This window comes from Micromonospora sp. WMMD980, from assembly GCF_029626035.1.
Taxonomy (GTDB): domain Bacteria; phylum Actinomycetota; class Actinomycetes; order Mycobacteriales; family Micromonosporaceae; genus Micromonospora.
The window spans coordinates 3,686,001-3,709,367 of sequence record NZ_JARUBE010000003.1; the positions used below are offsets into that span (position 1 = coordinate 3,686,001).

At 73.9% G+C, this 23,367-nt stretch carries 26 protein-coding genes; 6 read left to right on the plus strand and 20 right to left on the minus strand.

The annotated features are described in order from the left end of the window. Window positions 1-52: 52 nt before the first annotated feature. The 4 genes from O7618_RS17210 to truB all read right to left on the minus strand — a co-directional run bounded on the left by O7618_RS17210 (window position 53) and on the right by truB (window position 4,920). Window positions 53-2,401 (minus strand): polyribonucleotide nucleotidyltransferase, encoded by a 2,349-nt coding sequence (locus tag O7618_RS17210; protein WP_278107110.1) that lies wholly within the window; start codon window positions 2,399-2,401, stop codon window positions 53-55. Window positions 2,402-2,623: 222 nt separating this feature from the next. After that, the gene (rpsO, locus tag O7618_RS17215; protein WP_013284678.1) at window positions 2,624-2,893 is read right to left on the minus strand and encodes a 30S ribosomal protein S15; all 270 of its coding nucleotides are present in this window, start codon (window positions 2,891-2,893) and stop codon (window positions 2,624-2,626) included. Between the two features lie 183 nt (window positions 2,894-3,076). Next, window positions 3,077-4,003, minus strand: coding sequence for a bifunctional riboflavin kinase/FAD synthetase (locus tag O7618_RS17220; protein WP_278107111.1), 927 nt, complete (start codon window positions 4,001-4,003; stop codon window positions 3,077-3,079). Window positions 4,004-4,035: 32 nt separating this feature from the next. Continuing rightward, window positions 4,036-4,920 carry a tRNA pseudouridine(55) synthase TruB gene (gene truB, locus O7618_RS17225; RefSeq protein WP_278107112.1) on the minus strand — a complete coding sequence of 295 codons (885 nt, stop codon included), beginning with the start codon at window positions 4,918-4,920 and terminating at the stop codon, window positions 4,036-4,038. Window positions 4,921-5,027: 107 nt separating this feature from the next. On the opposite strand from truB, the gene O7618_RS17230 reads away from it, so the two are divergent. Both O7618_RS17230 and O7618_RS17235 read left to right on the plus strand, forming a co-directional pair. Beyond that, window positions 5,028-6,023, plus strand: a complete 996-nt coding sequence (locus tag O7618_RS17230; protein WP_278107114.1) for a hypothetical protein — start codon at window positions 5,028-5,030, stop codon at window positions 6,021-6,023. A 132-nt stretch (window positions 6,024-6,155) separates the two neighbouring features. Then, window positions 6,156-7,103: a hypothetical protein gene (locus O7618_RS17235; protein ID WP_278107115.1), complete on the plus strand. Its 948-nt coding sequence runs from the start codon at window positions 6,156-6,158 to the stop codon at window positions 7,101-7,103. 24 nt (window positions 7,104-7,127) lie between these two features. Here O7618_RS17235 and O7618_RS17240 read toward each other — a convergent pair whose 3' ends face one another. From O7618_RS17240 to O7618_RS17265, 6 genes are all read right to left on the minus strand, one after another. Then, entirely contained in the window at window positions 7,128-8,450 is a 1,323-nt protein-coding gene (locus O7618_RS17240) for an MATE family efflux transporter (protein ID WP_278107116.1), read from the minus strand. A 41-nt stretch (window positions 8,451-8,491) separates the two neighbouring features. Next, entirely contained in the window at window positions 8,492-9,007 is a 516-nt protein-coding gene (locus O7618_RS17245; RefSeq protein WP_278107117.1) for an adenylate kinase, read from the minus strand. 624 nt (window positions 9,008-9,631) lie between these two features. Continuing rightward, complete coding sequence (locus tag O7618_RS17250) at window positions 9,632-9,841, minus strand: DUF6186 family protein (RefSeq protein ID WP_278110049.1); 210 nt, start codon at window positions 9,839-9,841, stop codon at window positions 9,632-9,634. Next, window positions 9,841-10,248 carry a hypothetical protein gene (locus tag O7618_RS17255; RefSeq protein ID WP_278107118.1) on the minus strand — a complete coding sequence of 136 codons (408 nt, stop codon included), beginning with the start codon at window positions 10,246-10,248 and terminating at the stop codon, window positions 9,841-9,843. Before O7618_RS17255 ends, O7618_RS17250 begins: the two co-directional genes overlap by 1 nt. 323 nt (window positions 10,249-10,571) lie before the next feature. After that, window positions 10,572-10,766, minus strand: coding sequence for a DUF397 domain-containing protein (locus tag O7618_RS17260; protein WP_278107119.1), 195 nt, complete (start codon window positions 10,764-10,766; stop codon window positions 10,572-10,574). Further along, window positions 10,763-11,530 (minus strand): helix-turn-helix transcriptional regulator, encoded by a 768-nt coding sequence (locus O7618_RS17265; protein WP_278107120.1) that lies wholly within the window; start codon window positions 11,528-11,530, stop codon window positions 10,763-10,765. The genes O7618_RS17260 and O7618_RS17265 overlap by 4 nt, the downstream gene beginning before the upstream one ends. Before the next feature lie 474 nt (window positions 11,531-12,004). Here O7618_RS17265 and O7618_RS17270 point away from each other — a divergent pair, with 474 nt between their 5' ends. Beyond that, a complete protein-coding gene (locus O7618_RS17270) occupies window positions 12,005-12,265 on the plus strand; it encodes a hypothetical protein (protein ID WP_278107121.1) in 261 nt (86 codons plus the stop codon). Between the two features lie 56 nt (window positions 12,266-12,321). Here O7618_RS17270 and O7618_RS17275 read toward each other — a convergent pair whose 3' ends face one another. The 10 genes from O7618_RS17275 to rimP form a co-directional block, all read right to left on the minus strand. Then, window positions 12,322-12,564 carry a hypothetical protein gene (locus O7618_RS17275; RefSeq protein WP_278107122.1) on the minus strand — a complete coding sequence of 81 codons (243 nt, stop codon included), beginning with the start codon at window positions 12,562-12,564 and terminating at the stop codon, window positions 12,322-12,324. A gap of 32 nt (window positions 12,565-12,596) precedes the next feature. Then, window positions 12,597-12,788, minus strand: coding sequence for a hypothetical protein (locus O7618_RS17280; RefSeq protein ID WP_278110249.1), 192 nt, complete (start codon window positions 12,786-12,788; stop codon window positions 12,597-12,599). A 357-nt stretch (window positions 12,789-13,145) separates the two neighbouring features. Beyond that, window positions 13,146-14,171 (minus strand): bifunctional oligoribonuclease/PAP phosphatase NrnA, encoded by a 1,026-nt coding sequence (locus tag O7618_RS17285; RefSeq protein ID WP_278110050.1) that lies wholly within the window; start codon window positions 14,169-14,171, stop codon window positions 13,146-13,148. A gap of 56 nt (window positions 14,172-14,227) precedes the next feature. After that, window positions 14,228-14,719 (minus strand): 30S ribosome-binding factor RbfA, encoded by a 492-nt coding sequence (gene rbfA, locus O7618_RS17290; protein ID WP_278107123.1) that lies wholly within the window; start codon window positions 14,717-14,719, stop codon window positions 14,228-14,230. A 180-nt stretch (window positions 14,720-14,899) separates the two neighbouring features. Then, window positions 14,900-15,193, minus strand: a complete 294-nt coding sequence (locus O7618_RS17295; protein WP_278107124.1) for a DUF503 domain-containing protein — start codon at window positions 15,191-15,193, stop codon at window positions 14,900-14,902. 42 nt (window positions 15,194-15,235) lie between these two features. After that, on the minus strand, window positions 15,236-16,279 hold the full coding sequence (locus O7618_RS17300) for an SAM-dependent methyltransferase (protein ID WP_278107125.1): 1,044 nt from the start codon (window positions 16,277-16,279) through the stop codon (window positions 15,236-15,238). A gap of 83 nt (window positions 16,280-16,362) precedes the next feature. Beyond that, the gene (infB, locus tag O7618_RS17305; RefSeq protein ID WP_278107126.1) at window positions 16,363-19,359 is read right to left on the minus strand and encodes a translation initiation factor IF-2; all 2,997 of its coding nucleotides are present in this window, start codon (window positions 19,357-19,359) and stop codon (window positions 16,363-16,365) included. A 93-nt stretch (window positions 19,360-19,452) separates the two neighbouring features. After that, window positions 19,453-19,788, minus strand: coding sequence for a YlxR family protein (locus tag O7618_RS17310; protein ID WP_278107127.1), 336 nt, complete (start codon window positions 19,786-19,788; stop codon window positions 19,453-19,455). Window positions 19,789-19,803: 15 nt separating this feature from the next. Continuing rightward, the gene (nusA, locus tag O7618_RS17315; RefSeq protein ID WP_278107128.1) at window positions 19,804-20,847 is read right to left on the minus strand and encodes a transcription termination factor NusA; all 1,044 of its coding nucleotides are present in this window, start codon (window positions 20,845-20,847) and stop codon (window positions 19,804-19,806) included. Beyond that, window positions 20,844-21,485, minus strand: a complete 642-nt coding sequence (gene rimP, locus O7618_RS17320) for a ribosome maturation factor RimP (RefSeq protein ID WP_278107129.1) — start codon at window positions 21,483-21,485, stop codon at window positions 20,844-20,846. Before rimP ends, nusA begins: the two co-directional genes overlap by 4 nt. Window positions 21,486-21,750: 265 nt before the next feature. Between rimP and O7618_RS17325 the strand changes: the two genes are divergently transcribed. The 3 genes from O7618_RS17325 (at window position 21,751) to O7618_RS17335 (ending at window position 23,351) form a co-directional block, all read left to right on the plus strand. After that, a complete protein-coding gene (locus tag O7618_RS17325; RefSeq protein WP_278110051.1) occupies window positions 21,751-22,203 on the plus strand; it encodes a hypothetical protein in 453 nt (150 codons plus the stop codon). 35 nt (window positions 22,204-22,238) lie between these two features. After that, window positions 22,239-22,697, plus strand: a complete 459-nt coding sequence (locus O7618_RS17330; RefSeq protein WP_278110052.1) for a ferritin-like domain-containing protein — start codon at window positions 22,239-22,241, stop codon at window positions 22,695-22,697. Between the two features lie 69 nt (window positions 22,698-22,766). Next, window positions 22,767-23,351: a PadR family transcriptional regulator gene (locus O7618_RS17335; RefSeq protein ID WP_278107130.1), complete on the plus strand. Its 585-nt coding sequence runs from the start codon at window positions 22,767-22,769 to the stop codon at window positions 23,349-23,351. Window positions 23,352-23,367 lie beyond the last annotated feature (16 nt).

Here is a 23,367-nt window from a genome sequence, read left to right on the forward strand (position 1 = left end):
GGAGCCGTGGGCCGGCCCGGGCGACGCGTACGTCGCCCGGGCCGGTCGGTGATCAGCTGTGTCGGGTGCGGCGACGCGGCCGGTCGCCGCCCTCGCCACCCTCCGAGCGGCGCTCGCCGCCACGGTCGCCACCGCGGTCACCGCGCGGGCCGCGGTCGCCGCCGCGGTCCCGGCCGGCCGGACGCTCGCCGCCGGCGGCCTCACCGGCGGCCGGCGCCTCGGCGCCCTCCGGACGGATCTTGTCCAGGTAGATCTTGCCGCGGGCGTCGATGTCCGCGATCTCCACCTCGACCTTGTCGCCGACGTTGAGGAAGTCCTCGACCTTCTCGACCCGCTTGCCGTCGCCCACCTTGGAGATGTGCAGCAGGCCGTCGCGGCCGGGCAGGAGCGAGATGAAGGCGCCGAACGCGGCGGTCTTCACCACGGTGCCGAGGAACCGCTCGCCCACCTTCGGCAGGGTCGGGTTGGCGATGCCGTTGATCCGGTCCACCGCGGCCTGGGCCGACGGGCCGTTGGTCGCGCCGACGTAGATGGTGCCGTCGTCCTCGATGGAGATCTCGGCGCCGGTCTCGTCCTGGATGGCGTTGATGGTCTGCCCCTTCGGGCCGATCACCATGCCGATCTTGTCGACCGGGATCTTGACGGTGGTGACCCGCGGCGCGTAGTCCGACATCTCGGCCGGCGCCTCGATGGCCCGCTGCATCACGTCGAGGATCGTCTGCCGGGCCTCGTGCGCCTGCTGGAGCGCGGCGGCCAGCACGTCCGACGGGATGCCGTCGAGCTTGGTGTCGAGCTGGAGCGCGGTGACGAAGTCACGGGTGCCGGCGACCTTGAAGTCCATGTCGCCGAACGCGTCCTCGGCGCCGAGGATGTCGGTGAGCGTCACGTACTGGGTCTTGCCGTCGACCTCGTCGGAGATGAGGCCCATGGCGATGCCGGCGACCGGCGCCTTCAGCGGCACACCGGCCGAGAGCAGGCCCAGCGTCGAGGCGCAGACCGAGCCCATCGAGGTGGAGCCGTTGGAGCCGAGCGCCTCGGAGACCTGCCGGATGGCGTAGGGGAACTCCTCGCGCGACGGCAGCACCGGGATCAGCGCCCGCTCGGCCAGCGCGCCGTGACCGATCTCGCGACGCTTCGGCGAGCCGACCCGGCCGGTCTCACCGGTCGAGTAGGGCGGGAAGTTGTAGTTGTGCATGTAGCGCTTGCGGTTCTCCGGGGACAGCGTGTCCACCATCTGCTCCATGCGCAGCATGTTCAGCGTGGTGACGCCCAGGATCTGGGTCTCGCCGCGCTCGAACAGCGCCGAGCCGTGCACCCGCGGCAGCACGCCGACCTCGGCGCTCAGCGGACGGATGTCACGCGGGCCGCGGCCGTCGATGCGGACCTGCTCGCGCAGCACCCGGTTGCGGACCTCGGACTTGGTCAGCGAGCGGAACGCGGCGGACAGCTCCTTCTCGCGGCCCTCGAAGCGGCCGCCCAGCTCCTCGGCGACCTTGGCCTTGATCCGGTCCAGGGCCTCCTCGCGGTCGGCCTTGCCGGCGATCTTCAGCGCCTCGGTGACGTCGGCGCGGGCCACGTCGGCCACCGCGTCGTACGCGTCGTCGGAGTAGTCCAGGAAGACCGGGAACTCGCTGACCGGCTTGGCGGCCACCTCGGCCAGCTCGCTCTGCGCCCGGCACAGCTCACGGATGGCCGGCTTGGCGGCCTCCAGGCCGCTGGCCACGATCTCCTCGGTCGGCGCGGTGGCGCCGTCGGAGATCAGGGCCACCGCGTTCGGGGTGGCCTCGGCCTCGACCATCATGATCGCGACCTCGCCGTCGGCGAGGGTGCGACCGGCCACGACCATGTCGAAGGTGGCCCGGGCCAGCTCCTCCAGGGTCGGGAAGGCGACCCACTGGCCGTCCACGTGCGCGACCCGGGTCGCGCCGATCGGGCCGGAGAACGGCAGGCCGGAGAGCTTGGTCGACATCGAGGCGGCGTTGATGGCCACCACGTCGTAGGGGTGCTGCGGGTCGAGCGCCAGCACGGTCTCGACGACCTGGACCTCGTTGCGCAGGCCCTTGACGAACGACGGGCGCAGCGGCCGGTCGATCAGCCGGCAGGTGAGGATGGCGTCCTCGCTGGGCCGGCCCTCGCGGCGGAAGAACGAGCCGGGGATCCGGCCCGCGGCGTACATCCGCTCCTCGACGTCGACGGTCAGCGGGAAGAAGTCGAACGACTCGCGCGGCTGCTTGCCGGCGGTGGTGGCGGAGAGGACGACCGTCTCGCCGAGCTGGGCGACGACGGAGCCGGCGGCCTGCCGGGCCAGCCGGCCGGTGGAGAAGGTGATCTCACGGGTGCCGAAGGACCCGTTGTCGATCACGGCGGTGCGGGATTCGGTGCCGAGGTTGGTCTCGGTCATGTGCTGTGGTGCTCCTTCGCGTCGTCGGCCGACGACACGGGAACTGCTCAGGCGGCCGGTCTTCGATCGAAGCGCCCGGGTGGGCCGGCATCTGCCGGGATTCCCGGGGGCCACTACCGGAGACCGGTGCTGACCGGCTCCCTCTCGGGTCGTCGCGCGGCCGGGGTTGGTTCTGGTGGTACCGGAACGGGGGAGCGGCCGAGCGGCCACTCCCCCGTCAGGTCATCGGCGCAGGCCGAGCCGCTCGATGAGCGACCGGTAGCGGTTGATGTCCTTCTTCTGGACGTAGTTGAGCAGCCGACGGCGCCGGCCGACCAGCAGCAGCAGCCCGCGGCGGCTGTGGTGGTCGTGCTTGTGCACCTTCAGGTGCTCGGTCAGCTCCGCGATCCGCTTGGTCAGGACCGCGACCTGCACCTCCGGCGAACCGGTGTCGCCCTCGGCGGTCGCGTACTCCTGGCGGATCTTGGCCTTGGCTTCCTGGTCGAGCGCCATGTTCTCCCTGTTTCGTGGGTGGTTCGATGAGGTTCGTCGGAGCGGTCGTGTGACCGGTGCGACGGACCGGTTCCTCGCACCCGCGGCGTCGTGCAGGCACGCGAGGCCCCCGTCGGTCAGCCGACGTCTCCGTCAGCCTACCAGCCCCGGCCCGGGCCGGCCGGTCAAGGTCGCCACGCGCGGTCAGGACACCGCGCGTCGGGTGCGTTCCACGTCCTCGGCGATCTGGGCCACCAACGGCTCGATCGCGTCGTACGTCCGTTGCTCCCGCAGGTGCGCCACGAAGTCCAAAGCCAGCCGCTCGCCGTACAGGTCGCCGGTGAAGTCCAGCGCGTACGCCTCCACCCGGCGCTCCCGGCCGGAGAACGTCGGGTTCGTGCCGATGGAGACCGCCGCCGCGAGCGGGTCGCCGCCCCGGCGCACCAGCCGGGCGGCGTACACCCCGTCGGCCGGCACCGCCGCGTACCGGTGGGTCAGCAGGTTGGCGGTGGGGTAACCCAGCTCACGCCCGCGCTGGTCACCGCGGACCACCACGCCCTCGACCCGGTGCGGCCGACCCAGCGCGGCCGCCGCCGCTCGCACGTCGCCCGCGTCGACGCAGGACCGGATGTACGTGGAGGAGAAGACCGTGCCCGCCGCGGCGACCAGCGGCGCGTCCTCCACCCCGAAGCCGAACGTGCGGCCGAGCCGTTCCAGCAACGCCACGTCGCCGGCCGCCCGGTGCCCGAACCGGAAGTTGTCGCCGACCACCACCAGCGCGGCGTGCAGGTGCTCGACCAGGATGTCGTGCACGAACGCCTCGGCCGGCAGCCGGGAGAACTCGGCGGTGAACGGCACCACGCAGAGCACGTCCACGCCGAGCGCCTCGATCAGCTCCGCCTTGCGGGCCGGCTCGGTGAGCACCGCCGGGTGCGAGCCCGGGCGCACCACCTCGGCCGGGTGCGGGTCGAACGTCACCACCACCGACTTGACGCCCAGCTCGCGGGCGCGCGCCACAGCGTGGCCGATGGTCGCCTGGTGCCCCTGGTGCACGCCGTCGAAGACGCCGATGGTGACCACCGAGCGCCCCCAGCCGCCGGGCGCCGCCTCGTACCCCCGCCACCGCTGCATGCCGATCCTCTCCCCTGTCCGCCCGCGCGCCGTCAGGCCGGGGCCAGGACGATCTCCGCGCGGGCCCGCCCGTCCCGCTCGCTGACGATAGCGATCAGCCCGCCCGCCGGGCCGAAGACCGCGTACGGTCCGGCGATCCCGGCCGGGTCGAGCGGCCCGCCGTGCGACAGCGTCCGCGCCTCCTCCTCAGTGGCGACCCGGCGCGGGAAGAACCGCTCGGCGGCGGCGTCCAGCGGCAGGTTCACCACCTCCGGCGCGCGCTGTTCGAGCTGCGCCAGGGTGGCCGCCTCGGCCAGGTCGAAGCCGCCGACCGCGGTGCGCCGCAGCGCGGTGAGATGGCCGCCGACGCCGAGCGCCAGGCCCGCGTCCCGGGCGATGGCCCGGATGTACGTCCCGGACGAGCAGGTCACGTCCACGTCCACGTCCACCACGTCCGGGGTGTCCCGCCGGATCTCCCGCACGTCGAGTCGGGACACGGTGACCCGCCGGGCCGGCAGTTCGACCGCCTCCCCGTCGCGGACCCGCTTGTACGCCCGCTCTCCGTTGATCTTGATGGCGCTGACCGCGCTGGGCACCTGGTCGATCTCGCCGGTCAACGTCGCCAGCACGGCCCGCACCGCGTCGTCGGTGACCGCGCCGGCCGGGGTGCTCGCGATCACGTCGCCCTCGGCGTCGTCGGTGACCGTGGCCTGGCCCAGCCGGATCGTCGCGGCGTAGCTCTTGCCGGCGCCGATCACGTAGGTGAGCAGCCGGGTCGCCCGCCCGACCCCGATCACCAGGACGCCGGTGGCCATCGGGTCCAGCGTGCCGCCGTGCCCCACCCGGCGGGTCCGGGCCAGCCGCCGGATCCGGGCCACCACGTCGTGCGACGTCATGCCGCCGGGCTTGTCGACCACGATCAGACCGTCTGCGCTCACGACCGCCAAGCCTGCCAGACGCCGGTGATCGGCCCTGCGGGGGATACCGCCCCGGTCAGCGGGGTGTCAAGATCATGCGCCCTCGCCCCGCCGCCCAGGGAAGCCTGATGACCGATCGCCGCCCCGCCCCCGAACCGCGTCCCGCCGGCGACCCGCCCGACGAGTCGCTCGGTCCGGTCCCCGGGTGGCTCCGGCAGCCCGCCCCGGGCGTCGAGCCCGGCCGCGCCGACCGCTGGCGGATCGCGCTGGGGCGGCACTCGGGCAAGCTGCTCGGCGGCGGCGTCGCGGTGCTGCTGCTGGCCTGCTTCGGGACGGTCGCCGCAGTCGGCTACCAGGGCTACCAGCGGTGGGGCGCGGCCCCGGCGGCGTACCCGACGATCAGCCCGCCGAGCGGAGAGCAGGCCGTCACCTCGGCGTCGCCGCCACCGGCCGGCGGGCCGTTCGACGGCACCCCGGCCGCCGGCTTCCCGCAGGGCACGGCCGGAATCGCGCTGCCACCGGCGAAGCGGACCGGCCCGTTCACCGCCCGCCAGGTCACCGACGCGCTCGCCAGGACGCGCAAGGCCATGGTGACCGCCCGGCTGGACCGCGCGTTCTTCACCGCGAAGGATCCGGAACGGCTGGTCCGCCGGTTCGCGCCGGACGCCCGCGCCGACGTCCGGGACGACTTCCACTCCGGCGAGGCGGGCAGCTACGCCACCCGGCTGGCCCCCGGCGCCCGACTCACCGCCGACCAGCCCCGGGTCAAGGGCCGGCTCAGCTACCGGGCCACCGGGGACCGCGACGGCATCCAGATCCTGGCGATCACCGTCAACTTCGTCTGGGCGTACGCCTTTCCGACCGCGAGCACGGTGCCGGGCGACGGTGTCGTGGTGGTGCACGACACCGTCGTGTGGAGCGTGCCGCAACCCGGCGACGTGCGTCCCGGCTCCGTCGGGCTCTGGATCGAAAAGTCCGACTCGTACGCCTCCAACATCGACTGCGCGGCCTGGGACAAGGGCCTGCTCGCGCTCGGTGAGCCCTCGTTCGGCGGTCCCGCCGACCCGGACCCGGACGCGGTCTTCGACCCGGACAAGACCCTCGACCTGCCGGACACGTGCTGACCCCACGCCCACCCATCCTCCCGTATCGACAGGAACCCACGATGAGCACCGATCCGCCGACCGGCCCGCACCACGTCCGGGTCGACCTGCCCGGCTGGGGCACGCTCCATCTCCTCCACCGGATCGTCCGCCATGACGCCTGAGCGCCCCGCCGCCGACCACGCCGGGCCGGACGGATACCCCGACTGGCTGCACCGGCTGGAGCGGGAGATCCGGCCCGGCCCCGTCGTACGGCTGCGCATCTGGTGCCGGCGCCGGGCCCGCCGGCTGATGGCCACCGCCGGGGTCCTGCTCCTGCTGGGCGCGGGCGGGTACGGGTACCGGCAGTTCCGCCGCCCGGCCGCCGCGACGCCCCCGGCCGGCGGGGCGGCGTCCCCGGCGGCCCGGACGTCGACCGCGCCGGCGCCGGGCGTCTTCGCCGGGACGCTGGCGGCGGACTGGCCGGCGGGGCCGGCCGGGATCACCTGGCCCGCGGCCCGGCCGACGGACGGCTTCACCGCGGCCGAGGTGTCGGCTGGGTTGGCCCGGGTCCGTGCCGCCCTGCTGACCGCCCGCCTGGACCGCGCGTTCATGACCGGTGACAGCCCGACCCCGCTGCTGCGCCACTTCGCCCCGGCCGCCCGGGACACGGTGCGCAAGGACTGGTCCACCGCGACGATCGGCACCTACGCCACCCGCGTGTCCCCGGACGTCCGGCTCACCCCGGACCAGCCCCGGGCCAAGGGCGCGATCACCTACCGGGGCATCCGGGACGCCGGTGGCGCACGGACGCTGGAGGTCACCAGCAACGTCGTCTGGGTCTACGGCTTCCGGGACCCCGACTCGCGCACCGGTCGTTCGGTCGTCCTGCTGCACGACGAGGTGGTCTGGCGCCTGCCCCGCGCCGGTGACGTGGTGCGCTCGGATCGGGGCCTCTGGCTGCACCGGATGTCGAGCTACGGGTGGGGGGTGGACTGCGACGCGATAATGCACGGGTTGGTCCGCCCCGGCCGGGCGGACCCGGACGCCCCGCCGTTCCCGGAGGATCCGGACAAGCTCTACGACCCGGCCCATCCGATCGAGCTTCCCGTCTCGTGCTGAATCCGGCCACCGAGGCGCGAGCGGTCAGCGGACCGCGCCGACCACCACCCACGCGCCCGAGCGCAGCCGCAGCAGTAGCGCGACCAGCCGCAGCACCACGAACAGCGTCAACCCGGCCCAGATCCCGCCGAGCCCGAGGTCGAGGCCGTAGGCCAGCCAGATCGCCGGCAGGAACCCGCCGAAGGCGGCCACGATGGTGAGGTTGCGCAGGTAGCGCACGTCGCCCGCGCCGATCAGCACCCCGTCGAGGGCGAACACCACGCCGCCGATCGGCTGGAGCGCCACCAGCCAGGGCCAGGCCACCATGGCCTGGTCGCGTACCTGCGGATCGGAGCTGAACAGCGACGGCACCAGGCCGGCGCCGGCGGCGATCAGCACCGCGAACGCCACACCGCACAGGCCGCCGAGCAGGGCGACGCGGCGGGCGAGGAATCGCGCGCCGGCCCCGTCGCCGCCGCCGAGCGCGGCGCCGACCAGCGCCTGCGCGGCGATCGCGAGGGCGTCCAGCACCAGTGCGGTAAAGAACCAGAGTTGGACGGCGATCTGGTGCGCCCCGACCGCCGCGGCGCCGAAGCGGGCCGCGACCGCGGTCGCGGACAGGAAGCTCGCCTGGAACGCGACGCCGCGGACCAGCAGGTCCCGGCCGAGCACCAACTGCTGCCCGATCACCCGCGGCCGGGGTCGCAGCGCGACCCGCTCGCGCACCAGCGCGGCCGCGAACAGGCCACCGGAGAGCGTCTGCGCGACCGCGTTGGCCACGGCGGAACCGACCAGGCCGAGGCCCGCCGGATAGACCAGCAGCGGGCAGAGCAGCGCGGAGAGCAGGTTGGGGGCGAGCACGAACAGCAGCGGCCGGCGAGTGTCCTGGATGCCCCGCAGCCAACCGTTGCCGGCGGCCGCGAGCAGCAGGCCGGGTGCGCCGAGCGCCGCGATCCGCAGCCATCCGGCGGCGGCGTCGGCCACCTCGCCGGGGCCGCCGGCGAGGGTACGCGCCAGCGCGCCCCCGCCGAACGCGATGGCGACCGCCACCAGCAGGCCGGCGGTCAGCGCGAGCCAGGACGCCTGGACGCCCTCGGCCACCGCGGCGGTCCGGTCTCCGGCGCCGAAGCGGCGGGCCGACCGCCCGGTGGTGCCGTACGCCACGACGGTGCCGATCCACGCGGTGAGCGTCATGACCGTGCCGCCGACGGCGAGCGCGGCGAGCGGCACCCGACCCAGGTGACCCACCACCGCGGTGTCGACGAGAACGTAGAGCGGCTCCGCGGCCAGCACCACCAGGGCGGGGAGCGCCAGCGCGGCGATCCGCCGGGGCGACACGGCGGTGGCGGGTGCGACGGTGCTGCTCATCGCCGCCGATCCTGGCACGCGCCGAGTAAGGCCCGCAACCCCTAGGGCTGCTTACCCGACCCCTCCAGGAAGCGTGCCACGTCCCGCCGGCCGCGCAGCCGGCGCACCGGCAGGCCCGGGGCGTAGGCGGCGACGGCTCTCAGCACCCGGGGACGGGAGTGACGCGGGTAGCGCCAGACGTAGCGCAGGAGATCGAGGTCGACCCGCTCCGGGCAGCCCTCGGGAAGGTCGGGGCGAGGCTCGACGCGGCGGGCCCAACGGCGACGCAGCACCCGGGCCAGGCACCGCAGCCGGTGCGGGTCGCAGAGCACCAGCAGGTCGGCGCGGGGCAGCCGGAGGTCGAGGGTGCCGGCATAGTTGCCGTCCATCACCCAGGCCGGGCGGGCGGCCAGCGCGGCCACCTCGGCGCGGAACTCGGCGCCGGTCGGGGCGACCCAGCCGGGCCGCCAGTAGTGACGGTCGAGGTGGACCAGCGGAAGGTCGAGTCGCCGGGCCAACTCCCCGGCGAGGGTGCTCTTGCCGGCGCCGGAGCTGCCGACGACGAGAATGCGGCGCACCGCGTGAGGGTAGCGCCCCCACAGCGGGGCGCGGGTGGCCCTGCGCGGCGTGGACCGGGCTCAGGTCGGCGGGGAGCCGACTCGGGGCCGACGGCCGCCGGTTCCGGCGACCGGCACGGCGGTGACGCCTGCGGCCGGGGCGCTCACCCTGCGGCGACACCCCGTCCGGTCGGCGTCACCGCCGGACGGCCTGGGTCACTGACGGGTGTCCATCGAGGTCTGCAGCGCGCGGCGCATCTGCTCGCGCGCCTCGTCGGTGGTGGTCTCGGTCTGCGGCTTGCGCTTGCTCGGCATGGCGTGTCCTTCCAGGGTGCGGACCACCGAGGCACGGCGGCCCTGCGGGCGTCCGGCGCCCCGGCGTGGACGACGCGACGGCAGTCGCGCCGCGACCGGAGTCGTCGGTCTGCTGCGCGCCCGGCTGCGGTCCGGGATCACCGGAGCGGCTCGCCTGGCAGCGTGAGCCCGGGTCGGTCTGACCCTGGAGGGAGGCGGCGCCGGGTGCGGCACCGCCGCCCGTGACCAGCGCCGCGAAGCGCCGGTCCCGCACCCAAATTAACGTTCACTTTCCAGATGGTGCCCACTGTTCCCGCGATGCGGACAGGACCACCCTCTTCCGGCCGCGTCTCAGCGGGCGAGAAAGTGCCAGCCCAGCCACCACCAGAAGCCGAGCAGACCGATTCGGCCCACGGGGACCGGCCCCACCTCGTAGCGCATGACGAAGGCGCAGACGTCGGCCAGCGAGGGGATCCGGGAGCCCTCCCGGCGTGCGGCCCATTCGACGGCCGCGAACAGCAGCAGCGCGGTGAGGAACCCGCCGATGGCCAGTGCGCGCATCATCGGCGGACCAGCCCCCAGAATGCCGCCAGCCAGGCGAACCAGGCCGCCGAGCGGGCCAGGTGGTCCTCGATCAGCGGGTCGGCCAGCCGGGAGAACGTGGGAAAGTCGTCGCCCACGGACAGCACGAAGGTGGCCCCTTCGAAGACCCCGAAGACGGTGACCGGCAGCAGCCACCACAGCGCGGCCGACGGCAGCCGGCGCGGCGCCGGACGCCGGGGAACCCGATTGCTCAGGCCGACCCAGATCAGCCCGCCGCCGGTGCCGAGGATGTAGAGATTCGCCGCGGTCGAGAACGACGGCAGTTGACCACCGACCAGGGACAGGCAGATCAGCACCGGTACGGAGACGACCGGCCGGTCCCAGACCCGGGGCGCATCGACGGTGAGCTCGGGGGGATGATCCATCACCCGATTGTCCCCAGCGTGACGTAAGGCGGGAAGACCGGCACGCCTCGTGATTGCCGCGAAACACCGAAGGCCGGCATCCCGTGGTTCGGGGTGCCGGCCTTCAGGCGATGCCGCTCACGTGGTCCAGTGCTGGTTGACGAGGTCGGTGGCCGGCTTCTCCCACTGGGCGTAGGCGTCCGGGTAGGCCGACACCTGCACCGTCTGCGCGGGTTGCGCGGAACGGCAGTCAAAAGGCCGTACCCACTGCCACGCCCTGAGAGCCGAAACCCCGGCCTGCCACGTGGGCGGACCGGGGGCTCGTGTGTGCTGTCGGGGGTGGGTCAGGCAACCGGCCCGATGGCCTTGGCCAGGTCCACGAACCCCTGCCAGGTGGCCGGGGCGAACTGGAGGGTGCCGCCCTCGCGGTCCTTCGTGTCGCGGACGAGGACGACGCCGGGCAGGTTGGAAGCAACCTCCACGCAGTTGCCGCCGTTGTCCCCACTCTTGGTGCTCTTGTGCCAGATCGCACCGGTCATGTCCATGCTGCTGCCGCTTTCCTGATGAGGTCGAGAGACTGCGCCCGAGGTAGAGCCTCACCGACTATGCGAGACCACCTGCGCTCCAGGCTAGCAATTTCTGTCGAGTCGTCGGTGATGTGTGCCCTGGCCGGGCCGTCTTGGTGTGCCACGCGCGTACCGTCCGGCAGCTCGGCCACGCGGAACGGCCCGCCCATGCCGAGGTAAATCGGCGTGTCGAGCGGCACGATGTGCACCTGAACGGTCGGCAGCTCGGCGCAGGCGGCGAGGTGTTCGCACTGCTCGCGCATCAGCTTCCCGACTCGGCCGGCTCGGCGGCGTAGGGCGGCCTCATCGATCACAGCAACGACGAGCGGCGGCTGTGGCCGGTGGAGGATCGATTGTCGTTGAACGCGCGCCGTGACCAGCTCGTCAACCTCGTCGGGGTCGGGTGTCGCCAGGGCCAGCGTTGCCCGCGCGTACGCCTCGGTCTGGAGCAGGCCGGGTATCCAGGCGAGTTCAAACGTGCGCAGTGCAACCGCTTCCTGCTCAACGTCGACCCATCTACGGAACCATGCGGGCTCCCTGCGTTTGAGGACGTCGGGCCATAGGTACTCAACGTCCTTGCCGAGGATGGCGGCCAGCGTGGCACGTCGGCGGGGCTGCGGCACACGTCCGGGCGAGATCCAGCGGGCGGCGGTCTTGGGGTCTACCCCGGTCTGGGCTGCGAGACTTTCGGCCGTCTCCCCTGCTTCGGCCATTGCCGCGCGAAGTACCTCGTTCATCCTGCTTCCACGGTGGACGTCCCGAACGTTCCGGAGCATACGTCAACGTCGTGTACTGATCCCATAGCTGAGGGCAACGTGTTGACGGAGAGGCGGACTTGCTCCCAGCCGAGGGGGCGCGGGGCGGGTCTTGCCACCTTGGGGCCGTCCCGTTCCCCCGTGCCCCGGCAGAGAGGGCGGCAACCATGGCGCGGCATAGACCACCGGAGATCCGTACCGACCCGGTGCATCGGCGCGAATGGACGTGGGAGTCATGGGGGCGGCACTGCGTCTGCGGACTCCGGTGGCCATGCCCGGACGCCGGCAGCGTGCCGCCCGTGGCCGAGCCGGCACCTGTCCGGGAGGTGGGGCGGGCCTCGGTCGACCGGGCGGGGCGGACGGTGGGCGAGCCGGACGCGGGCGGCGGGCAGGGCCGGCGGGCGGTGGGCGAGCCAGACCCGGACGCCGGGCGGGCCTGCTCACGGTGGCGGGCGAATGGCGCGGGCGCGGTGGGCGGTGGCCGGACGGATGCACGGTGCCGCCCACCGGGCCGGGCGGGCGAGCGTGATGGTGGGCGAGGAAGACGCGCCCGCCCGCGTGCCGGTGGCGGTGGCGGTGGGCGCGATGCGGTGGCCGATCAGGGTGCAGCGGATGGAGTGCGGCGAGGCGCTGTCGCTCGGTTGGCTCACGGCGCTGTCCGAGTTGGCCGATGCGATCGGGGACCACGCCCCCGCGTGCCGCGTGCGGTTGCCCTGAAACGACAAAACCCCCGATACCCATCTCGGGTTTCGGGGATTTCGTGTGTGCGGAGGTCAGGCGGTGGGGAACTCCGCCCGGATCACGGCTTGCAGGGCGGGGCGGTCGGCCAGGTCGGACACGGCGTAGCCGTCCGGGCGGTGGCCGGCGTCAACGGCGGCGCGCATCGCGGCCACGGCGGCGGCCGAGCTGTCGGTGGCGACCGTGCGGAGGCGGCGGCCTTCGTACCAAGAGACCGAGATCGGGCCGGCGGCGGCGGTCGGGGCGGTGACGGCGGCGGGGTGGGCAGTAGGGTTCACGGCAGATCTCCTGACGGTAGAGCGTCGGGTGGTCAAGTGCCGGGTGGGAAGTTGGCGCTTCCCGTCCGGTGCGGCGCACCCTGCACGCTTGCGGTCGCCGTGACCGGCTTGCTCGCGGCGTGGGCGGGAGTGTCGGCGTGCCCGGCGATCGGACCGGCGAACACACCACCGGTGAAAGCCAGACCAGCAACACCCAGGACGCTCTTACGCAGGATCGTGTTCATGATGGGGGCTCCATTCGGGGGTCAACACACCCGCGGGGGCGGGGGTGTGGGCACCGTCAGGCGCTCAAAAGATTCGGGGGGATTCCGGCTGCTCGCGGGGCGGCGCCGGGAGTGTGTGCAACGACCTGGTCGGCCCACGCGGGGGTGCGCTCGCCTTCCTCGGTCGTTCACCGGGTTACGACGCCCCGCCCCCGCCGACGATTCCACCGCCAGCGTGCCACCCACCACCCCGAACCGGACAACACACCCATCCGGGCGGATGCCATCGGGCTGCACCGCGCCGGAGGAGGCCGTCGTGAACACACCTCTGCCACGGGACGCGACACGCCCGAAAGGCAGCGCCCGGCCGGCGGGGCCTCAGGGGCGGGCGGTCAGCACGGCGGCGGGGAGGGCGGCGCGGATACCGGCGACCACCCCGTCGATCGGGCCGTGACCGGTGAAGCCGGCCGCGAACCGGTGCCCACCTCCGCCGAGCCCCACGGCCACCCGGCTCACGTCCACCGCGCCCTTGCTGCGCAGCGAAACCGCCCACTCGGCCTCTCCGGACTGCTTGACCACGCAGCTCACGTCCGCCTCGGCGGTGCAGCGGACGGAGTCGATGAGTGCCTCCAGCACGTATGCCGGCTGGTCGTGGCGGGACAGGTCGTCGCGGGTCGCGTACGTCCAGACCAGGCCGTGCCCGGCGGCGGCCGCCGGTTCCAACGTGGCCCGGCCGAGCACCTCGCCGAACAGCCGGACGGCGCCGAACGGGCGGGTGTCGAACACCCTTCGGGAGATGTCTCCCGGCCGGATGCCGGTGGCCAGCAGGCGCGCGGCCATCTCGTGCACGGCGGGGGTGGTCGCCTCGAAACGGAACGAGCCGGTGTCGGTGGTCAACGCCACGTAGAGCCCGGTCGCCATCGGCGCGTCGAGCGTGACCCCGAGGCGGTCCAACAGCCCCAGCGCCACCACGGAGGTGGCCGCCGCGCGCGGGTCCACCAGGTTGACGGTGCCGAAGCCGGTGTTCGAGGCGTGGTGGTCGAGCACCAGCGCCGCGCCCGCCGTGGCAAGTCGGTCGGCCAGGTCGCCCAGCCGGGACTCGCTCGCCGCGTCGAAGCAGATCAGCAGGTCCGGCGCCGGGTCGGCGTCGTCCTGCGCCACCAGCAGCTCCACGCCGGGCAGCCAGCGGAACGGCTCGGGGACGCCCGCCGGTCCGGGGAAGCTCGCCTGGAGCCGGCGTACGCCGAGCCGGCGCAGGCCCAGCGCGAAGCCGAGCATGCTGCCGAGCGCGTCCCCGTCCGGGTTCACGTGGCAGACGAGCAGCACCCGCGCGTCGGCAGGCAGCTCGCGCACCGCCGCGACGGCGGCGGCCCAGTCGGCGTCGGTGGGGCCGGCCGCCGCCACGTCGTCAGGCCCGGCGACGGCGGGCACACCGGCCCCGGCGTCCTCGACGGCCTCGGTCACCGACGGTCGCCGCCACGCGGCCCGTCGTCGGTCGACGACGCGTCCTCGGCCGAGTCCTCCTCGTCGGTCTCCTCGTCCACCCGGTAGGGCTGGGCGTCGCCCGCGTACGCGGCCTTGGCGGCCAGCCGCTGCACCTCGGCGTCGGCCGACCGGGCTGCGGTGAGCAGGTCGTCGATGTGCTTGACCTGGTTCTGCACGTCGTCGAGGACGAAGGTGAGCGTCGGCGAGTGCCGCAGCCCGAGGGCCTTGCCGACCGTGCTGCGCAGCATGCCCTTGGCGCTCTCCAGCGCGGCGGCGGTGCTCGCCTGGGCCGCCGCGTCACCGAGCACCGTGTAGAAGACGGTGGCGTCGCGCAGGTCGGCGGTGATCCGAGCGTCGGTGATCGTGATCATGCCGAGCCGGGGGTCCTTGATCTGGCTCCGCACCACCGACGCGACGAGTTCACGGACGCGCTCCGCGTGCCGGCGTACCTTGGCCGGATCCGACATGTCCCCCACCTCCACGATCACTGTTCCGACGATCCCGGCGCGCCTGACGCCGCGATCGGGAAACCGCGGGCCGGGTACGGGCTGCGCCCGGGCCCGACCGCCCAACGTCCGAGAACATTACCCGCGCCCCGACGGGAGTCGCGCGGCACGGCCGGGCTGCCCCGCGACGCGCCGACCGGGTCAGTCGTCCGCGCCGTGCAGGCGGCGGCGCACCGACAGCAGTTCGGTCTCCGGGCGGGCGGCGACCATCCGCTCGCAGGAGTCGAGCACCTCACGGACGTGGGCCGGTTCGGCGGCCACCACGGCCACCCCGATCTCGGCCCGGCCGTGCAGGTCGAGCGCGCCGACCTCGGCGGCCGACACCTCGAACTTGCGCAGCGCGGCGACGATCGGCCGGACGAAGGACCGCTTGGCCTTCAGAGAGCGGGAGTCGCCCGGGAGCAACAGGTCGAACAACGCGGTTCCGGTATACACGGCGAGCAACGGTACGCGGCGCGCGGAACCCGTGGCACCCGATTATGGCGCGACCGCGACCAGCACGTCCCGCTCGACGGCCTGGTCGACCCGGTGGGCGAGATCCCGCCAGCCGGGTCCGTCGACCACCCGCAGGCCGGCGGCGGCCAGCACCGCCTCGGCCGCCGCGCGCGGCGCCCCGTGCGTGTTCCAGGACAGCCCCAGGGCGCCGCCGGGGCGCAGCAGCTCCCGCCACACCGGTACGGCGGCGGCGAGCAGCTCCAACGGGCTGCGGGACAACCCCGCTCCGGTACGGCTGCCGTGTGCCACCCCGTACGGGGCGTCGGTCACGATGACGTCGGCGCAGCGGGGTCGGAGCACCTCACGGGCTCGCGTCGTGTCGGCGTTCAGCACGACGACCCGCTGGGTGGCGCCGGCCCGGTGTGCCTCCTTGGACGGCGAGAGCACCGCCTCGAAACGTCGGGCGACCAGCTTGCGGTCCCGGCGTACCGAGGTGGTCTCCGCGGTGTGCTTGAGCCGCTTGCGCCGCAGCCAGGTGCGCAGGAACGCCGCGTACGCCTCCACGTCCTGGCTGTCCCGTTCGACGCCGATGCCGTCGTGGCCGTACATGAGCGCCTGGTTGAGCGTGGTGCCCCGGCCGCAGAGCGGGTCCAGCACCACGAGCCCGCCGTCGAGCATCCGGGGCGCGGCGGCCGAGGCGAGCAGCGTGACGTTGAGCAGCAGCCGGGTGAACTGCTCGTTGGTCTTCCCGGCGTACTTGGGGATGGTGATCAGGTCCGAGTCGTAGTGGGCCAGCGGGTGCAGCGGCACCGGCCGGAGCAGATCGTCGCCGACCCGCTCGAAGAGCGCGTACGCCGCCGACAGGTTCGCCAGGTGGGCCAGGTCCCGGGTGCCGAGGCCGGGCTGGGGCGCGGTGAACGTCAGGTAGTCCACCCCGCCGATCCGGGTGACCTCGGCGTCGGCCGGCGTCACGCCGAGCACGCCCGAGCCGGCGAACACGGTCAGTTCGGCGCGGGCCAGCCGGACGGCCGCGTCGGCGTAGACACGGTTGGCGGAGGGGGCGAGGAGCAGTGCGTACCCGATCACGCCGGAGATTGTCGCAGCCTGCGGAAACGGCGACGGCCGGGACCCGCGGGCCCCGGCCGTCGACCGTCGTGCACACCGCTCGCTCAGGCGCGCGGCTTCTCCCGCATCTCGAAGGTCTCGATGATGTCGCCGACCTGGACGTTGTTGTAACCGCCCAGCGTCAGACCACACTCGAAGCCCTCGCGAACCTCGGTCGCGTCGTCCTTGAACCGCTTCAGGGAGCTGATCGTGAGGTTGTCCGCCACGACCGCGCCGTCCCGCAGCAGCCGCGCCTTGGCGTTGCGGCGGATGAGGCCGGACCGGACGATACAGCCGGAGATGTTGCCGATCTTGGACGAGCGGAAGACGTCGCGGATCTCCGCGGTGCCCAGCTCGACCTCCTCGTACTCCGGCTTGAGCAGACCCTTGAGCGCGGCGTCGATCTCCTCGATGGCCTGGTAGATGACCGTGTAGTACCGGATCTCCACGCCCTCGCGGTCGGCGATCTCGCGGACCTTGTTGGCGGCCCGCACGTTGAAGCCGATGATCGTGACCGCCTCGTTCGAGGCGCTCGCGAGCATGACGTCGCTCTCGGTGATCGCACCCACGCCCCGGTGGATGATCCGGAGCTGGACCTCCTCGGGGATGTCGAGGTTGAACAGCGCGTCCTCGAGCGCCTCCACGGAACCGGAGCCGTCGCCCTTGAGCACCAGGTTGAGCGAGGTCTTCTCGCCCTCCTTGAGCTGCTCCATGAGCGTCTCGAGGGTGGCCCGGCCACGGGAGTTGGCGAACGACGCCGCCCGCCGCCGTGCCTGCCGCTGCTCGGCGATCTGCCGCACGGTGCGGTCGTCCTCGGCGGCCAGGAACGTGTCACCCGCACCCGGCACCGTGGTGAGACCCAGCACCATGACCGGACGCGCCGGCCCGGCCTCGTCGACCGGCTTGCCGTTCTCGTCCAGCATGGCCCGGACCCGGCCGTGCGCCCCACCGGCGACGATGGAGTCACCCGCCCGGAGCGTGCCCTTCTGCACCAGCACGGTCGCCACCGCACCACGGCCCTTGTCCAGGTGCGCCTCGATGGCCACACCCTGCGCCGGCCCGTCGACCGGAGCGGTCAGCTCCAGCGACGCGTCGGCGGTCAGCAGGACCGCCTCCAGCAGCTCGTCGATGCCGATGCCCGGCTTCGCGGCCACGTTGACGAACATGGTGTCGCCGCCGTACTCCTCGGCGACCAGGCCGTACTCGGTCAGCTGCTGACGGACCTTGTCGGGGTTCGCGTCCGGCTTGTCGACCTTGTTGACCGCGACCACGATCGGCACGTCCGCCGCCTTGGCGTGGTTGAGCGCCTCGATGGTCTGCGGCATCACGCCGTCGTCGGCCGCCACCACCAGGATCACGATGTCCGTCACCTGGGCACCACGGGCACGCATGGCGGTGAACGCCTCGTGACCCGGGGTGTCGATGAAGGTCACCGCGCGGTCCTCGCCCTCGTGCGGGACGTGGACCTGGTAGGCGCCGATGTGCTGGGTGATGCCACCCGCCTCGCCGGCCACGACGTTCGCCTTGCGGATCGCGTCGAGCAGCTTGGTCTTACCGTGGTCGACGTGACCCATGACGGTCACCACCGGCGCACGGCTGACCAGGCGGTCCGCCGCGACCTCGGCGTCGAGGTCGATGTTGAACTGCGCGAGCAGCTCGCGGTCCTCGTCCTCCGGGCTGACGATCTGCACGTCGAAGCCGAGGTGCTCACCGAGCAGCAGCAGGGTCTCGTCGGAGCAGGACTGGGTCGCCGTCACCATCTCGCCCAGGTTGAACATCTCCTGGACCAGCGAACCCGGGTTGGCGTTGATCTTGTCGGCGAAGTCCGACAGCGAGGCGCCACGGGACAGCCGGACGACCTGACCCTGACCGCGGGGAGCACCCGAGGACATGGTCGGGGCCGACAGGTTGTCGAACTCCTGTCTGCGCTGCTTCTTGGACTTGCGACCGCGGGTCGGCCGACCACCCGGACGCCCGAAGGCACCCGCGGCGCCGCCGCCACGGCCACGACCGCCGCCGCCGGGACGTCCACCGCCGCCACCCGGACGGAAACCACCGCCGGGAGCGCCACCGCCACCGCCGGCGCCGCCACCGGGACCACCCCGGTAACCGCCGCCACCGCCACCGGGACCGCCGCGGTAACCGCCGCCACCGCCACCACCGGGACCGCCGCGGTAACCGCCGCCGCCACCACCGGGACGACCCGCGCCGCCACCGGGACCGCCACGACCGCCACCGGGACCGCCGGGGCGACCCGTGGTCGGACGCTGACTCGGCATCGACGCCGGGCTCGGCCGCGGCGGCATGGACGCCGGGCTGGGCCGCGGCGGCATGCCGGCCGGGCTGGGACGGGAACCGCCCCCACCGGCGGCCGGGGGCCGCTGCTGCTGGCCGCCCTGGATGCCGAACGGGTTGTTGCCGGCACCGCGCGCCGGCGGACGACCGCCGGGACGGGCGCCAGGGCCCTGACCCGGGCCACCCGGACGGGCGGCCGGGGAGCCCGGACGCGCCGGCATGGTGTTCGGGCCGGGACGCGGGCCGGGGCGGGGACCGCCCTCGGCCGGAGGCTCCCGGCGCGGGGTCTCGCGCTGCTGTTGGCGGGCGGCCTGGGCGGCCTTGACCGCGGCCTCCTGCTCAGCCTTGAGCGCGGCGGCACGCGCTTCCGCGGCCGCCACTTCGATGTCGTGCGCGCTCGCCGGCTTGGCGACCGGGGTCGCCGCCTGCGGCGGGCCGGGGACCGGGCCCTTGGGCTTCGGTCCAGGGGTCGGCGCGGCCGGACGCCGGGGCGGCATCGGTCGGGCCGAGACCCGGGGGGCGCCCGGGGTCGGGGTGGGCGTCGGGGTCGGTGCCGGGCCGCTGGGCGCGGCTGCCGGCGGGGCGGCGGGCGCCGGCGAACCGGCGGACGCCACGAACGCGTTCCGCAAGCGTCGGGCGACGGGCGCCTCGACGGTGCTGGAGGCGGACTTCACGAACTCGCCCATCTCCTTGAGCTTGGCGAGAACGGTCTTGCTTTCGACCCCGAGCTCCTTGGCAAGCTCGTGTACGCGGGCCTTTCCTGCCACTGCACTCCTCACTCCGAGGTCGTGCGGGCAGCACCCGCAGCAACCTCACTCGTGCACTTGAAGCCTGGTCATTTCTGCGACTTCATCGTGTGCTCATGTCGGTCGTCCTACCTTGCTAGCGACCCTCGACCGGTCGGGTTGACCGGTCGTCGGGGGTTGCGCGTCGACGTGCTCGGCAAGCGTGCCGTGGTCGGGGACCCCGGCGACGCGCAGTGCCCGCCCGAAGGCGCGGCGCCGCACCGCCTGCGCGAAGCAGGCCGGATTGGGGTGCATGTTCGCTCCCCGACCCGGCAGTCTGCGGGCCGGATCGGGCCGGAGACTGGTCTGACCAGCCCCGTCACCGATCGCGACGACCCGCAACAACTCGCTGGCCGGCGCTCGTTTCCGGCAGCCCACACAGGTGCGCTCCGGCAGCGCGCGTCGTGCCACTGAAGAAGTCTACCCCTAGCTGCTCGAGATCGCGCCGCCCGGCTCCGGCACCTGATCAGCTCCGCCCCGCCCACCGGCCGTGGACTGCTCCGCGTCGGAGCGGATGTCGATCCGCCAACCGGTCAGCCGGGCCGCGAGGCGGGCGTTCTGCCCCTCCCGGCCGATCGCGAGCGAGAGCTGGAAATCCGGGACGGTGACCCGGGCGGCACGGCTGGCCAGGTCGACCACCTCGACCCGCAGCGCCTTGGCCGGCGACAGCGCGTTGCCGACGAAGGTGGCCGGGTCGTCGGACCAGTCGATGATGTCGATCTTCTCGCCGTGCAGCTCGCTCATCACCGCGCGCACCCGCTGGCCCATCGGTCCGATGCAGGCGCCCTTGGCGTTGACGCCCGAGGCGGTGGATCGTACGGCGATCTTGGTGCGGTGACCCGCCTCACGCGCGATGGCGCCGATCTCGACCGTGCCGTCGGCGATCTCCGGCACCTCCAGCGCGAAGAGCTTCTTCACCAGCGCGGGGTGCGACCGGGACAGCGTGATCTGCGGGCCGCGCATGCCCTTGGCCACGTGCACGACCACGCAGCGGATCCGCTCGCCGTGCTCGTAGCGCTCGCCGGGGACCTGCTCGGACTGCGGCAGGACGCCTTCCAGCTTGCCCAGGTCGACGCTGACGATGCCCTTCTCGCGCCGCGTCTCGTGGGCCTGCACCACGCCGGTGACCAGATCGCCGTCCCGGCCGACGTACTCGCCGAAGTGCACCTCGTCGGTGGCCTCCCGCAGTCGCTGGAGGATCACCTGCTTGGCGGTCATCGCGGCGATCCGGCCGAAGTCGTGCGGGGTGTCGTCCCACTCCCGGGTCACCGTGCCGTCGTCGGCCAACTCCTGGGCGTAGACCGAGGCGGCGCCGCTCTTGCGGTCGATCTCCACCCGGGCGTGCGGCTCGGCGCCGTCGGTGTGCCGGTAGGCGGTCAGCAGCGCGGTCTCGATCGCCGCGAGGATCGTGTCGAACGGGATCTCCCGCTCGCGCTCCAGGGCGCGCAGCGCCGCGAGGTCGATGTTCACCTCTCCTCGTCCTCCAGATCTTCGTCGTCGTCGATGTCGGTGTCGTCACCGAGATCCTCGTCGGCCAGTTCGTCCAGGCGGTTGAACTCCACCTGGACCCGGCCGGGCCCGAGTTCGGGGTAGGGGTGCGCGGCCGGGCCGGCGTCGGTCTCCAGCGTCACGCGTTCGTCGTCGGCGGCCGTGATCCGGCCGGTGAGCTGCCGGTCCCCGGCGTCGCCACGCACGGTGACCTTGACCAGCCGGCCGACGTTGCGCCGCCAGTGCCGGGGCAGGGTGAGCGGCCGGTCCACGCCGGGCGAGCTGACCTCGAGCTGGTATTCCCCGGCGACGATGTCACCGCCGGCCTCCTCCGCGGCGTCCAGCGCCGCGGAGACCGCCCGGGAGACGTCCGCGACCGCGTCCAGGCTGATCCCGCCGTCGGCGCCGACGATCACCCGGACCACGTGCCGGCGGCCGGCGCGGGAGACGGAGAGGTCCTCCAGGTCGTAGCCGGCGGCGCTGACCACCGGCTCGATCACCTCGCGCAGTCGGGTCCGGCGGGCGGCGAGATCGCCGCGGGGTGCGCCGCGGGGGCCGTCGGACCGGCGGGGCCGCCCGGCGGGCCCCGACGGCCGGGTGGCACGGCCACGCTGCGTCATTCCGCGCACCTCTCTGCTGTTGCCACGGTCCAGGGGGGCCGTGTTGTCCCGGGCCGGCGCCGGCGGGTCGACCCGCCAAGCCGGCACGCCACCGGGGCGTCCGCGCCCGGTGGCTGCGCAGAGCGTAACGCCTGGGCCGGGCGACGGACCCGGCGGCGCACCGACGACCCTGCCCCACGGGGCGGCGACGATGGTGTTGACTTGTCCGGTGGGGACCGGCAGAACACCATCCGACCAGGGCGGAGCGGGGCATTCCCGGCGTCGTCTGCTGCGCGCCGGGGCGCTCGTCGCGCTCGGCGGCACGCTCGCGCCGCTGACTGGTTGTGATCTTCTCGACCGTGACGACGAGCCACCGCCGCCGGACGCGCTGGAGCCGCTGGTGGCCGAGGCGCTCGCGCTGGAGGCGCAGCACCGGGCCGCCGCCGGCGCCGTTCCGGCGCTGGCCGGGCGGCTCACCCCGATCGCCGACGCGCACCGGGCGCACGCCGACGAGGTGCGCCGCGTGATCGGCCGCGCGGCGCCGTCCGGCCCGGCCACGGCCGCGCCGTCCGGCCCGCCGGCCACCGAGCCCGACGCCGTGCTCGCCCAGTTGCGCAAGGCCGAGCAGCAGGGCCGGACGAACGCCGCCAAAGCCTGCGCGGAAGCGCCGGCCGAGCGGGCGGCGCTGCTCGGCTCGATCGCCGCGGCCCGGGCCACCCACGTGGAGGCGCTGGCATGAGCGAACGCACCGGGCGAAGCGAGGGCCGTGCGGCCATGCCCGGCCGGCACAGCGTGAGCCCGACGGTCGACCCCACCCGGGCCCTCGCCGACGCGCTCGCCGCCGAGTACGCGGCGGTCTGGGCGTACGGGGTGATCGGCGTCCACCTGGCCGACGCGGCCCGCTCGGCGGCCCGGTCCGCGGAGTCGGCCCACCGGTCCCGCCGCGACGCCCTGGTCCTCCAGCTCGCCGAGGGCGCCGGGCAGGTCCCGGCGGACCGGGCCGGTTACGCGCTGCCCTATCCGGTGACCGACCGGGCGACCGCGTTGCGGCTGGCCGTCGAGATCGAGGAGCGCACCGCCGGCCACTGGCGGGCCGCGCTGCCGCACACCACCGGGGCGGGCCGGAACACCGCACTCGCCGCGCTCACCGACTGCGCGCTGCGGGCCACCCGCTGGCGGCGCGTGGCCCGGGTGACCCCGGTCACGGTTCCGTTCCCCGGTCGACCGGGCTGAGCGCGGTGCCGGTCACCCACGGGAACCCCGCGGTTGCGGACCGCATACCAGGTATGCATACTCCAGGCCATGTCCATCCGCCACGGCCTGCTCGCCCTGCTCGAACGCGGCCAGATGTACGGCTACCAGCTGCGCGCCGCGTTCGAGGAGTCGACCGGGTCGACCTGGCCGCTCAACATCGGGCAGGTGTACACCACGCTGGCCCGGCTGGAACGGGACGGCCTGGTCCGCCCGCTGCCGGAGAACGAGAGCGGGCAGCGGCCGTACGAGATCACCGACGCCGGGCGGGCGGACCTGGCGCTCTGGTTCGCCACCCCGATCAGCCGCGCCGACCGGCCCCGCGACGAGCTGTCGATCAAGCTGGCGCTGGCGTTGACCACGCCCGGCGTGGACGTCCGGTCGGTGGTGCAGACCCAGCGCGGCGCCACCATGCGCGCGTTGCAGGAGTTCACCCGCCTGAAGTACGCCAGCGACAAGCCGGAGGATCTGCCCTGGCGGCTGGTGCTGGACGCGATGATCTTCCAGGCCGAGGCCGAGGTGCGCTGGCTCGACCACTGCGAGACCAGCCTGGTCCGCCACCGGGCGACCCCGGGCCGGCCCCCCACCGCCCATCCGGAGGCGGTGGAACGGGCCGGTGACGAGGCCCGTCGGTGACACGACACGGAGGTCG

Bases quoted from the DNA above. Each gene is read 5' to 3' on its own strand.
- O7618_RS17210 (WP_278107110.1), bottom strand. From the start codon at position 2,401: ATGACCGAGACCAACCTCGGCACCGAATCCCGCACCGCCGTGATCGAC.
- rpsO (WP_013284678.1), bottom strand. From the start codon at position 2,893: ATGGCGCTCGACCAGGAAGCCAAGGCCAAGATCCGCCAGGAGTACGCG.
- O7618_RS17220 (WP_278107111.1), bottom strand. From the start codon at position 4,003: ATGCAGCGGTGGCGGGGGTACGAGGCGGCGCCCGGCGGCTGGGGGCGC.
- O7618_RS17230 (WP_278107114.1), top strand. From the start codon at position 5,028: ATGACCGATCGCCGCCCCGCCCCCGAACCGCGTCCCGCCGGCGACCCG.
- O7618_RS17235 (WP_278107115.1), top strand. From the start codon at position 6,156: ATGACGCCTGAGCGCCCCGCCGCCGACCACGCCGGGCCGGACGGATAC.
- O7618_RS17240 (WP_278107116.1), bottom strand. From the start codon at position 8,450: ATGAGCAGCACCGTCGCACCCGCCACCGCCGTGTCGCCCCGGCGGATC.
- O7618_RS17250 (WP_278110049.1), bottom strand. From the start codon at position 9,841: ATGCGCGCACTGGCCATCGGCGGGTTCCTCACCGCGCTGCTGCTGTTC.
- O7618_RS17255 (WP_278107118.1), bottom strand. From the start codon at position 10,248: ATGGATCATCCCCCCGAGCTCACCGTCGATGCGCCCCGGGTCTGGGAC.
- O7618_RS17260 (WP_278107119.1), bottom strand. From the start codon at position 10,766: ATGACCGGTGCGATCTGGCACAAGAGCACCAAGAGTGGGGACAACGGC.
- O7618_RS17265 (WP_278107120.1), bottom strand. From the start codon at position 11,530: ATGAACGAGGTACTTCGCGCGGCAATGGCCGAAGCAGGGGAGACGGCC.
- O7618_RS17270 (WP_278107121.1), top strand. From the start codon at position 12,005: ATGGCGCGGGCGCGGTGGGCGGTGGCCGGACGGATGCACGGTGCCGCC.
- O7618_RS17280 (WP_278110249.1), bottom strand. From the start codon at position 12,788: ATGAACACGATCCTGCGTAAGAGCGTCCTGGGTGTTGCTGGTCTGGCT.
- rbfA (WP_278107123.1), bottom strand. From the start codon at position 14,719: ATGTCGGATCCGGCCAAGGTACGCCGGCACGCGGAGCGCGTCCGTGAA.
- rimP (WP_278107129.1), bottom strand. From the start codon at position 21,485: ATGACGCAGCGTGGCCGTGCCACCCGGCCGTCGGGGCCCGCCGGGCGG.
- O7618_RS17330 (WP_278110052.1), top strand. From the start codon at position 22,239: ATGCCCGGCCGGCACAGCGTGAGCCCGACGGTCGACCCCACCCGGGCC.
- O7618_RS17335 (WP_278107130.1), top strand. From the start codon at position 22,767: ATGTCCATCCGCCACGGCCTGCTCGCCCTGCTCGAACGCGGCCAGATG.